The sequence below is a fragment of the Moritella viscosa genome (assembly GCF_900120065.1).
GTDB lineage: Bacteria > Pseudomonadota > Gammaproteobacteria > Enterobacterales > Moritellaceae > Moritella > Moritella viscosa.
On the sequence record NZ_FPLG01000114.1, the window covers coordinates 68,355 to 79,926 of the forward strand.

An 11,572-nucleotide genomic window follows, 5' to 3' on the forward strand; every position below is an offset into this window, starting at 1 on the left:
ACTAATGTCAGTTAAATCGTTATGTAATAAGCGGTTTAGATATTTTAAATACATTTAGTTATTAGCAATGAATAACTGAATTCCACTTTTTATGCTGAGTGTGAGCAATGATAAAAAATAATATAATAAAAATGAATAGAATGACTGTTCAATTATTGATGATTATGGGTCTTTTAATTTTAAATGTAAACCAAGTGAGAGCCGTTGGTGAAGTGTCTGGGATCACACTGATTAACGACGATGCGGTTGAATTCCACCTTGATAGTAATGACTGGGCAGATGTCCACTATAAGGTTAACGGCGGAAATCAAAGAAATATCCGTATGACGTTATCTAAGAATGGCAATAGGTTCCAGCTAAACAACTTATCTAGCGGGGATTCAGTTAACTATCGATTTACTTATTGGGGAAGTGAAGGATTTGCGATTGTTACTTCCGTTCAAAATTATACACTCCAATCTGAACAAGCTAAAGATACGGACAATGATGGTGTAGTTGATAGCATTGATCAATGCTCGGCAACTCGTCAAGGAACTACTGTTAATGACGTTGGTTGTGAACTTGATAGTGACAACGATGGTGTGGTTGATAGTTTAGACCAGTGTCCAAATACTCAAAGTGGTCAGGCTGTTGATACAAATGGTTGCGAATTGGCAACTGAAATGACAGGGATCGAACAGGTTGGCTCAGATACAGTTCATTTTTATGTGAATAACAATGCTTGGGCTGACGTTCATTTCAAGGTCAACGGAGGAGGGCAGTGAAATATTCGCATGCTTGAATCTGGAAATGGTAATCACTTTCAGTTAAATAACCTGTCTATTGGTGATTCGATAGTTTATAGCTTTACCTACTGGACTGGAAAGTCTGCAACTGACACTGAAAGTAAAACTTATACACTTGAATCTAGTTCTGTAAATGATACTGACGGCGATGGCGTAATTGATAGTATTGATTTGTGCCCTAATACTAGACCAGATGTCGTTGTTAATGAGGTCGGTTGTGAAGTCGAGCCTGAAATTGACTCTGATGGTGATGGTATTAACGATGCAATAGATCAGTGTGGAAATACGCCAATGGGTATTCCAGTCAATGAGTTCGGTTGTCCTATCAATGAAGCTGATATCACGCCTTTATTTAATGCTGACACAGTATTGGAACCAAGTGTTATTTCAGAGACGAATAATGCTGTGATAACCCGTTTTGCAGACCGTGGTCGTGACCGTCACGCAAAAGAAGATCATTTCCAAGCATACGATCATTACCTTTCACATTATTGGACCCACAGAACGGCTCGTTTTAAATTTGTTGATACTGTCGCTAAAGGCGGTAGTGATATTGAAATTACTTTTGTTACAGAGTGGAAACTGGGCGTTAAAGAGTTTAGGGCTTGGTATAGAGGAATTGGCACTGTAGCCGAATATCATGGTAATTATGAGAATCATGTTCAAGAAATAGCGAAAGGTAGTTTCGATGATAATTTGGAGTTGGTAAGTAATGATGGAAACCAATATAAATATCGACTTACTATTGATGAATACGTTGCACTTGATGGTACTCGACGTAATTTAGCGGTCGGTCAGTATATGGAGATTGAAGTTAGTCAATTTCTTGATAATGCCCCAGAAGGTCGTGATAACTATTACGGCACAACTTACCTCTATCAAGTTGGTGCAGGCGGTATGGTTCCTTGGAAAACTGTGGGCGACTTTCTTGACCAGTCTTCTGAACGTGAAAATTCTAAACCTATTAATGAGTCTGCTTGGTTAGGTGGTAAAACAACGCTACCTTATCAATACACTGCCGAACCAGATAATCACTTTATGCAGATGGCGACAAATCTATCTAGCGTTAATGGCCAACCTTTTGTTTTAGGCCGTCGTGTTCATCATACTGATATGATTACAGGGATGCATGATGAGTCAGTAAAAAATGGTGTTTTGATGCGCTTAAAAATATAGCTGGGACACATTACGTTAATAACTCGTGTTCTTCTTGCCATGCCAGAAATGGTCGCGCACCTGTTGCTGAAATTGGCGAAACATTAGATAAGTGGGTGTTTAAGGTTGCTGATAGTGAGGGTAATTCACATCCACTTATTGGTTCTGTACTGCAACCAAATAATGTTGGCATTGCGGAACAAAATGGTGAAGGCTCGGTTACGCTTGGTACTTGGAGTGAATCTAATGGTTTACGTTCACCAAATTATGCGTTTTCTAAAAATAAACCAGCCAAATTTTCTGCACGACTTGCCCCCCAACTTGTAGGCTTAGGCTTACTCGAAGCGGTTAGTGAAGATGTTATTTTACAACGTGAAGATCCTCAAGATACAAATCAAGATGGTATTTCAGGTCGAGCTCAAAAGGTAACTGATCCCGTCACTGGTGAAACTCGTCTAGGTCGGTTTGGTTATAAAGCTGGATCGTCTAGTTTGAAGCATCAAATTGCGGGTGCTTTAAATACTGATATGGGTGTGATGACGAGTGTGCTACCGAGGCCTGATTGTGGCTCAGAACAAACAAATTGTAATAATAATCAAGGCGCTGAGCTTTCTGATGAGCATCTTGACAATTTAGTTAAATACATTGCTTTGTTAGGTGTCAGACCTCAGCGTGATATTGAGCAACAACAGGTCATCGTTGGTAAGCAAAAGTTCAATGCTATTGGTTGTGAAAGCTGCCATCGAGATACGATGAAAACAAGTTCATATGCACCATTTGCAGAACTTAGAGACCAAACTATTCATCCTTATACGGATCTGTTACTTCATGATATGGGGACTGGCTTGGCTGATAACTTAGGTGAGGGTCAAGCTACAGGATCAGAATGGCGGACTGCGCCACTTTGGGGGCTAGGTCTTTCAGCTTGTGTTACAGGCGGTGTGATTGATGTCGACCGCAATAAGCGGGGCGATGAAGTTTGTTCACCAGATGCAAGCTATCTACATGATGGTCGTGCAAGGACTATTGAAGAAGCGATTCTATGGCATGGCGGTGAGGGTCAATTATCTAATGAAAATTACCAAAACCTATCAACGGCTGATAGACAAGCTTTGATTGCCTTTTTACGCTCTCTATAGCTAGGGTTAAATAATGGTTAAAAGCCACCTAATAATGTTAGGTGGCTTTGACATCGTTTATAGAAATACAACTCCAACTTGTCCTCGGTATTATTTGATTTATAACCATTATTTTCCATTATCTATTTGTAATTAATGATAAAATTGTTACTATTTATGATAATTAAGTTAACGTGCTGTTATGCGCAATCAGGAGAATACGTGGAAATAGTAGAAGCAAGGTTAGCGGACTTCGAATTTTTCTTTGAATATTTAGGTATGCAGCTTTTAGATAATGCTTCCAACGACTCTCCGCTTTTTCAACCTATTGCCAAGGAACACTGCCAAGTTTCAGAACAACTTCAGTCTAAGTTTCGAGATGGTTTTGAATCTAGAGTTGGTCAACCTGGTTGGCGAAAGCTTTGGTTGGTCAAAGACGCTAGCGGACATATTCTTGGTCACATTGATTTGCGCCATCATAGCGGAGAATATAGTTTTCACCGTGTGTTGTTAGGTATGGGTATAGATCGTCGCGTAAGAAAACAAGGTTTAGGCATCAAACTAATAGAATCAGTCATCCAGTTTTGTCAGGAGACTAACGGTATTGATTGGCTAGATTTAAACGTCCTTTCAAACAATCTTCCTGCTAAGCACTTATATTTGAAATGTGGTTTCAAAGTCATTGGTGAAATGTCTGATTGTTATCGTATTGACGGAGAGTCTGTGTCAGAAATTACGATGATGCTGAGCACCAGCAATCACGCAGCCGACACCTATTCTTATATGTTATAACTGCTAAAAAAGTATTTAAACGGAACTAAAAGTTGGTTATGTTCCGTGTGTTACACATTGTAACTAACAATTGTAGTCCGCTTAATACAGCGTTAGTGCGTCAAGCGAAGCTTGATGCATCTTGCAGGGTGCAAGTCCCTGTCAGGCAAGGTTTAACCAACCACCTGTATCGAGTGTTGCGCCTTTGGCGGAGTTTGAGATTAGCCGATGCTTTTCAGTGAGCGATCACAATCAAGCGAACAAAATTGGTGAAGCGTACACAGAGAATTATATAGGCCATAGGGGTTGTCGTGATCCTGAAGTACTGGTATCGCTCCGATAAATATTAGGTCTGACTGACGAGGTTTGTAACGCCATCGAAGTCCATGCAAAGCAGCCGTGTTGGTAAGGTTGTGGCGAGTCAGCGGGGTTATCAAGTCGTGGCATGTATAAAGAGATGTATTGAGAACTTGAGAGATCCAAAGGTGCTCCACAAGGATAGTGGTAGGGAAGTCTAGCCAAAAGCAAGACGAACGATGGCCCTCTGGAAGTCAGATCAGCCCATAGTAGTCGGAGCTGGGGAAAGCCTTGTACATGGCGAAGGAGCTGACAGTTATATTCTGTATTGAGCAGACACATAGTCCGGACAAAGTAGGGCTGGGATCACGATGACAACAACACTTAATACCATCGCATTTAAAGCACAAACCCACCCCAAGCACAGGTTTCAGAATTTATATGGATTACTAAATACTGACAGCCTGTATCAAAGCTGGGGGCAACTCAATAAACACGCTAAACCTGGTATTGATGGCATTACCATGCCTAAATACAAGGTTCAGCTCACTGAAAATATTGATCGTTTAGGTCAGCAACTCAAGCAGAAATGTTACCGAGTTAATGATATTAAGCGCATCTTCATCCCTAAATCGAACGGTAAGTTACGACCTTTAGGTCTACCCACCGTTGACGACAAGCTCGTGCAACAAAGTGTTAGCCAGATCCTGCAAAGCATTTGGGAGCAAGACTTTTTGCGTAACAGTTATGGTTATCGACCGAATAAAAGTGCCCACCAAGCTGTGCACAGTTTGACACTAAATCTGCAATTCAAAGGCTATGGTTATATCGTCGAGGCTGATATTAAAGGTTTCTTCGATAACCTTGACCATGAATGGCTGATGGAAATGCTTAAACAACGCATCGATGATAAGGCAATACTTAACTTAATTAACCAGTGGTTAAAAGCACGGATAAAATCACCCGATGGCGTCTTCACCAAACCAACGAGTGGCAGTCCACAAGGCGGCATTATCAGCCCTGTGTTGGCTAATATTTATCTGCATTACGCACTAGATCTCTGGTTCGAAAAGAAAGTAAAGCCGACAATGCGTGGCGGAGCAATGATGATCCGCTATGCAGATGATTTTGTCTGTGCATTTCAATTTGCGAATGACGCAGAGCGCTTTTATAAAGTATTACCGAAACGATTAAAGAAGTTCAACTTAGACGTCGCAGAAGATAAAACATCACTAATGCGGTTCAGCCGATTTCATGTTGGCTGAAAACGTCATTTTGTATTTCTAGGGTTTGAATTTTACTGGGGGACAGATTCAAATGGTAAGGCTCGACTCAGGCGGCGAACTGGTGCTAAGAAGCAAAAGGCAACGTTGAGTGAGTATTACCAATGGATCAAAGCCAAGCGCTCATATAAGTTGAAGCTCTGGCTGCCACAGTTAAGGCGCAAACTAATAGGGTTTAGAAATTACTTTGGTTTACCCGACAACAGCAGAAGTTTATCAGGTATGTACGACTACGTTTTGCATAGTCTGTATAAATGGTTGAACAGACGCAGTGGTCGACGAAGTTATAACTGGAGTAATTTCAGGAAGATGTTAGAGTATTTCCAGATTGAAAGTCCAAAGGTCAGCAAGCGTTTTGTGCTAATCGATTGGTACTAGGGCCGTGTTTTACACGAGCGAATATATAACTGAAGAGCCGGATGCGGTAGTTCCGCATGTCCGGATCTGTGTGGGGTCGGCCCAGTAATGGGTCGCTCTACCACGATTATTTACATCTATTCAAGGAAGACCTGATGATACCATTTGAAACACTAATGCTTTTTCTCGTAACTACATTTGTGGTTGTACTTTCGCCTGGACCTGCGGCAATTGCAGTAACAGCTGAATCTGCATCTAATGGGTTCAAGAGATCTTTTTTAGTCATTTTAGGTATCGCGATTGCAAACGTCGTATTTTTCGTTTTGTCTGCAACCGGAATTGCGGCGCTTTTAATTGCCTCACATACTCTTTTTTCCATAATAAAATGGGTGGGCGTTGCATACCTTCTATATCTTGGTTTCACCGCTATTTTCAGTAATGCGGGACCTTTCAGTATAAATGCATCTAGTAATACAAAAGGCAGTGGATACAAAGCGTTTTTAAAAGGGTTTGTTTTAGAGTTATCTAACCCTAAGGCTCTTTTGTATTTTTCGGCGTTGCTACCCCAGTTCATCGACATATCTAATCCAATTCTGCCTCAGTTAGCATTACTGTGTTTAATTACGCTTATTTTAGATCTTTGTTGCTACTCTTTTTATGGATATTTGGGATTCAAATCAACCCGCGTTGGCATAAAACCAGCAATGGTTAAATTTATTAATCGGTCTGCTGGAATGATGCTTATTTTTGCAGGCGTAAAAATGGCATCTATAAAAAATGATATATAAACGATGGCTTAATCTGAGCAAGAGCCTACAGATGAAAATTACCTGTGGCGAGAAGTAATATTGCACGATCCATCTGACAATAAAATTAAACTGTATTGGGCTGGTGAAAATAGGCTCAATCCGCCATGGCGCGTAGATAAACGCGCCTCACAAGAAAGTTAATCAGGATAAAAAACGGCGTTATGTGTTGTCATAATCCGTATTACGGATATTTTAAGGAAGAAATTATGCCATTTATCGCATTTGAATCAGGTCAACTAACTGACGATGTAAAAGAGAAGTTGATAGAAAAGTTAACAGATGTATCCGTCGAAATTACAGGTATACCAAAAGAGTTATTTCTTGTTTCAATTCGAGAACAGCCAGATGAAAATATTGCTGTTGGTGGTAAAAGCGTTAAACAGATCAAGAAAGACTTAGCAAAATAAATATAAAAAGCGCCTGCAATATGACTACTTGTCATTTGACGGGCGATATATCAATGGGAGTAATTCATGACGAGAATTGAACATTTAAATATCACGGTTCCAAATATAGATGAGGCGATAAAGTTTATTCAAATAGTCGCGCCTGATTTCAAAGTAAGAAAGGATGTAAAACCACCTTCTAGTTATCGTTGGACTCATATTGGTAATGATGAATATTATTTCGCCCTTCAGGAACCACACTTAGGTTCAGAACCTGATAGTCCACGAAAAACATATAAGAACTACGGTGTTAATCATATAGCCATTGTTGTTGATGACCTTTTGAAAGTCGAAAGTGATTTAGTGAAGCATGGATACAAACGAAGTATTGATACACCGATAGAAAAGCACCGCAAAAGATTGTATTTCTTTGATAATTTTGGATTTGAGTGGGAGTTAATTGAGTACAGTACTCAAGATCCTAGCGAGAAGTTTTTATACGAATAAAGGTATGTAAGTTGCCTAAACGTGAACGAGTGGATTCGTTCCGCTTGGCGATATTGTTCATGGTGAGCACATGTTTTGTTATAAATAATACGTCCTTGATTGGTCGTGTTCGGACGTATTATTTAACGGTTTTAATTTTTAAGTTAAATTTGGTTAATTAACTTTTTGTAGTGTGAGGTGTCACTGGGCTATTTACAATATGGCAGCCGTAATAAGAATGACCTTGACTACCATCCCAATATCTAGCTGATGCTAGATTATAGCCTTTTACTTTATAATGAGTTGTGTCATAAGTTCTCGCGGGTACTTCGTGAACTTTCTCTGGATTTTGAGGTGTCACGGTAAAGTTATTAAATAGCGAAGCAACTTCATATTCATATTCATCAGTACCTTCATGACGAGACTTTATTTTCTCATGAACTGACGGGTAATAAAGAGAAAATTCAACATCAGCATTATTTGTGCCGCTAAATAGTCTTATTGTTGCTTGATGAATACCTGAGACGTGAGAGCTTGTCGTATAAGATGAATGTGTAGGGGTCGCTAATGCATTGGTTGCAGTTAATTCATATCCAGCCGTAGAACTGTTGATGCTGAATGATACCGGTAGGTTTTCCACTGTATTATGACACTGAATGTCTACACCAGCCTGTGCAGATGTTGCGATAAAACCCGAAATACACAATAGCGATAATTTTTTAATCATTGTTAATCCTTTGTTGTAATGACAAATTTAAGTTCTTCTCCTAGAACATATTCATAATATCTTACGCCCAAATGAAAATAGTTATCATTATCAAAATTATTGTGTTTATGTCAATTAGTACTAGTTATTGATAGAGATAGATCGAGATAGAATGGGTTATATCTTATTTTTAGTGTTATGAATTAAGTTAAGATCTTATTTGGGTGTTTCAATTGACTAAGATTGAGATGATACTCAGTGAGGTATTGATTTTTAATCGAAAAAAACCACCGAGCAAAGCAGGGTGGTTTAGATATTTATCATTGTATGAGCCTGAAACTAGCCACTCTATTCGTGTGTATAGAGGAGTTCTAGATATTGCTTTGTACTTTCTTGCCAGCTGAAACGGGTTGATTTCGCGTTGTCTGTAATCTTTGCCCATGTTTTAGGTTTGCTAGCGTGCAGTTTGATTGCGTCGTTAAAGGCATTAATCAAGTTATTACTTTGTTCTTGCAGTGATGAACCGTTAAAACTGAAGCCATTTTCTAGATGCTGAACAGTATCTTTTAAACCGCCCACAGCATGGACGAGACAAGGCTGACCAGCTCGCATGGCTAACATTTGGCTGATACCACAAGGTTCAAATGAACTTGGCATTAAGAACAGATCACCATGTAGATACATTTGATCGGACAATGCTTGGCCATAACCGTTTAAGAATAAGAAATTATCGTGACTTGCCATTAACTGCATGAATTCAAATTCAATGCGAGTATCGCCAGAACCTAGAATTATCATGCGGCCGTTCACGCGTGCAAGATCATCAAGTAACACAGACAATACTGTTTTACCTTGATAAGGCTGACGTAATAACAGTGCTTTTTGATCAGTTAAACGACCAATGCTGGTCACTAAAAAATCAGTGAAAGGTGCTTGGATATTCCAACTGTTGATCTGTTCATTCGCAAGGTAATGTACCGTTTTTAAATGTTCAGACTGCGCTAACCAGCGCTTAACTTGTTGCTGTGCAGGGGCTAAAAAAGTACTTAGTACAGATGGTTTAGCACGTTTTTTACTGACTGTGTCTGTATATTCACAGCCATTTAAAATCCCGACTAAACGATTTTGCTGTTTTGCGTTTGCTAGATCTTGTTCTAGTCCTTCGCCACCAAAGAAACCATTGCTAGCATCACTGGCGTGTAATACTTCTTCCGCATAAGCCGGTGATACCACATGGACTTTGTTACACAGATTGATACCAGCACGCATTGGGTTATAACAATGCTTATACCGCGGATCGCAAATGGCATTTTTATCAAAATTAAGTGTTGGAAACCAATGTCGTAAACTTGATTCATCGCCTGCAATCGGACGGATACCTTGCAAGGCAATATTATGCACGGTGTAAACCGAGTGGATATTAGCAAGTTCTTTATATTGCGGTGCGTATTGGTTTAATACGGCGATTGTTGCACTGTGCCAGTCGTGTAAGTGTAATACATCAGGTAGGGTGAATTTCGACTCGATAAGAAGTTGGCACACAGCAAGATTAAACAAAGCATATTTTGTTGCGTCAGTAGCAAAAGGGCGGTTGCCTTCGTCATGGCTATAAACATGCCCACCTTGACCAAATAGAGGATGTTGCAGTACAAATTGACGTACTTTATTGGGTGTTTCCGGTAAGAACAGTTCGAATAGAGTAACGGTTTCGATTTGTGCTGCAAACTCAACTTTTACACTTGCAAGTTGGCGTGACTCAAACTTTTGTGCGTAATGACCATAATCAGGTATCACAACATCAACGCTTACATCATGGTTAGGTAAAGCTTTTGGTAAATCCCGAACGACGTCAGCAACGCCACCAACTTTAGCACCTGGTATCGCATCATTTTCGGCGGCTATCATTAAAACGTGCATGAATAAATTGTCCTTAAAAGCAGAATATTAAAGTTGTCTTATTGAAATATAATCGTGGAATTAAAGTGACTTATTGTTATAAAACAAAAATAGTAATAAGTCACTTAGTTAAGTGACTTATTACTTATAGAACATTGATTTTCAGTTATTGATTAAACGAGTTCTGCAGTTTGCTTAGCTGCTTTTTCTAGTGCTGATTTTGCGTCTTTTTCTGCCATTCTTTTAAGCATATCCGATGTTACCAAGGTAATTCCTTTTGCGGATACGCGGAAACCGTTTGCTAAGTCTTGTTCTTTATCGTGGCCTACGATTAATCCGGCTGGTAATACACATTTACTGTCGATGATAGTACGACGCAATTTACAATGTTCACCTATATCGGCACCCGGTAATATGACCGATTCTTCAATTGTTGAGTATGAGTGCACATGTACATTTGAAAATAGCAGAGATTTACGGATTGATGAACCAGAAATAATACAACCACCAGAAACAGTTGAATCAACAGCCATACCACGGCGCACATCGTTATCAAACACAAATTTAGCTGGTGGGAGTTGTTCTTGGTATGTCCAAATAGGCCAGCTTGAATCATAAAGATTAAGTTGTGGCTCAGGTGTCACCAGTTCCATATTTGCTTCCCAGAATGAGTCAAGCGTACCTACATCACGCCAGTACGGCTGTTGGTCACTATCCGGATCGCTGAATGGGAATGCAAATACTTGATGATCTTCAATAATTGCAGGAATGATGTCATTGCCAAAATCACGATCAGATGTTGAACGCGTCGCATCTTTTTCTAATTGATCAAATAAGAATTCAGTATTAAATACATAGTTGCCCATTGATGCTAAACATTGGCCTGGTTTACCTGGTATCTCATTTGGTTGAGTTGGCTTTTCGTCGAAACGCTTAACGCGGTTATCTTCGTCTACTGTCATTACACCAAACTGGCCAGCCGCTTCTTCTGTCGCGACTTCAATACAGCATACCGTCATGTCAGCCCCATTTTCTACATGCTTAGCAATTAGATCACCGTAATCCATACGATATACGTGGTCACCAGACAATATCATGACGTATTTTGGCATTTCTGCACGAATAATATCGATGTTTTGGAATACTGCGTCTGCAGTTCCTGAATACCAATCGTTTCCGTAACGTTGTGATGCCGGTAAGATCTCTACAGACTCAGACAATTCTTTCTTGAAATGTCCCCAGCCACGGTTTACGTGGCGGATTAATGAGTGTGATTTGTATTGAGTAGCGATACCAACACGACGGATCCCAGAGTTAATGCAATTAGATAATGGGAAATCGATAATGCGGAATTTACCACCGAAAAATACAGCAGGTTTTGCTCGCCAATCAGTTAATTCATGCAAACGGCTACCTCTGCCGCCTGCAAGTATCAGGGCATAAGTATCTTTAGTTAAGTTACTGATATAGCGATGTGTACCTTTTGACATATTACTTCTCCATAAGCTTTTGTCGAAATTCGG

At 39.8% G+C, this 11,572-nt stretch carries 9 protein-coding genes and 2 pseudogenes; 8 read left to right on the plus strand and 3 right to left on the minus strand.

Going from position 1 to position 11,572, the window contains the following annotated elements; translation table 11 throughout:
- Positions 1 to 164: 164 nt before the first annotated feature.
- The 8 genes and pseudogenes from BT797_RS24350 to BT797_RS18520 all read left to right on the plus strand — a co-directional run bounded on the left by BT797_RS24350 (position 165) and on the right by BT797_RS18520 (position 7,468).
- Positions 165 to 1,961: pseudogene (locus BT797_RS24350) on the plus strand (thrombospondin type 3 repeat-containing protein).
- Between the two features lie 95 nt (positions 1,962 to 2,056).
- Positions 2,057 to 3,079, plus strand: coding sequence for a di-heme oxidoredictase family protein (locus BT797_RS24355; RefSeq protein WP_075473132.1), 1,023 nt, complete (start codon positions 2,057 to 2,059; stop codon positions 3,077 to 3,079).
- 201 nt (positions 3,080 to 3,280) lie between these two features.
- Positions 3,281 to 3,850, plus strand: coding sequence for a GNAT family N-acetyltransferase (locus tag BT797_RS18495; RefSeq protein ID WP_075473133.1), 570 nt, complete (start codon positions 3,281 to 3,283; stop codon positions 3,848 to 3,850).
- A 647-nt stretch (positions 3,851 to 4,497) separates the two neighbouring features.
- The gene (gene ltrA / locus BT797_RS18500; RefSeq protein WP_244534231.1) at positions 4,498 to 5,391 is read left to right on the plus strand and encodes a group II intron reverse transcriptase/maturase; all 894 of its coding nucleotides are present in this window, start codon (positions 4,498 to 4,500) and stop codon (positions 5,389 to 5,391) included.
- 530 nt (positions 5,392 to 5,921) lie between these two features.
- Complete coding sequence (locus BT797_RS18505; protein WP_045110596.1) at positions 5,922 to 6,554, plus strand: LysE family translocator; 633 nt, start codon at positions 5,922 to 5,924, stop codon at positions 6,552 to 6,554.
- 15 nt (positions 6,555 to 6,569) lie between these two features.
- A pseudogene (locus BT797_RS24365) lies at positions 6,570 to 6,716 on the plus strand (VOC family protein); the annotation flags it as partial.
- Between the two features lie 65 nt (positions 6,717 to 6,781).
- Complete coding sequence (gene dmpI / locus BT797_RS18515) at positions 6,782 to 6,982, plus strand: 4-oxalocrotonate tautomerase DmpI (protein ID WP_045110595.1); 201 nt, start codon at positions 6,782 to 6,784, stop codon at positions 6,980 to 6,982.
- A 66-nt stretch (positions 6,983 to 7,048) separates the two neighbouring features.
- On the plus strand, positions 7,049 to 7,468 hold the full coding sequence (locus BT797_RS18520; protein ID WP_045110594.1) for a VOC family protein: 420 nt from the start codon (positions 7,049 to 7,051) through the stop codon (positions 7,466 to 7,468).
- 157 nt (positions 7,469 to 7,625) lie between these two features.
- On the opposite strand, the gene BT797_RS18525 is transcribed toward BT797_RS18520, so the two are convergent.
- From BT797_RS18525 to glgC, 3 genes are all read right to left on the minus strand, one after another.
- Positions 7,626 to 8,174, minus strand: coding sequence for a hypothetical protein (locus tag BT797_RS18525; RefSeq protein WP_045110593.1), 549 nt, complete (start codon positions 8,172 to 8,174; stop codon positions 7,626 to 7,628).
- Positions 8,175 to 8,501: 327 nt separating this feature from the next.
- Positions 8,502 to 10,070, minus strand: a complete 1,569-nt coding sequence (locus BT797_RS18530) for a glycogen synthase (RefSeq protein WP_075473134.1) — start codon at positions 10,068 to 10,070, stop codon at positions 8,502 to 8,504.
- Positions 10,071 to 10,222: 152 nt separating this feature from the next.
- Entirely contained in the window at positions 10,223 to 11,539 is a 1,317-nt protein-coding gene (gene glgC, locus BT797_RS18535; protein WP_045110591.1) for a glucose-1-phosphate adenylyltransferase, read from the minus strand.
- Between the last annotated feature and the right edge of the window lie 33 nt (positions 11,540 to 11,572).

Excerpts from the sequence above, each read along its gene's own strand:
- glgC (WP_045110591.1), bottom strand. The coding sequence starts at position 11,539 with ATGTCAAAAGGTACACATCGCTATATCAGTAACTTAACTAAAGATACT.
- BT797_RS18530 (WP_075473134.1), bottom strand. The coding sequence starts at position 10,070 with ATGCACGTTTTAATGATAGCCGCCGAAAATGATGCGATACCAGGTGCT.
- BT797_RS18525 (WP_045110593.1), bottom strand. The coding sequence starts at position 8,174 with ATGATTAAAAAATTATCGCTATTGTGTATTTCGGGTTTTATCGCAACA.
- BT797_RS18505 (WP_045110596.1), top strand. The coding sequence starts at position 5,922 with ATGATACCATTTGAAACACTAATGCTTTTTCTCGTAACTACATTTGTG.
- dmpI (WP_045110595.1), top strand. The coding sequence starts at position 6,782 with ATGCCATTTATCGCATTTGAATCAGGTCAACTAACTGACGATGTAAAA.
- ltrA (WP_244534231.1), top strand. The coding sequence starts at position 4,498 with ATGACAACAACACTTAATACCATCGCATTTAAAGCACAAACCCACCCC.
- BT797_RS18520 (WP_045110594.1), top strand. The coding sequence starts at position 7,049 with ATGACGAGAATTGAACATTTAAATATCACGGTTCCAAATATAGATGAG.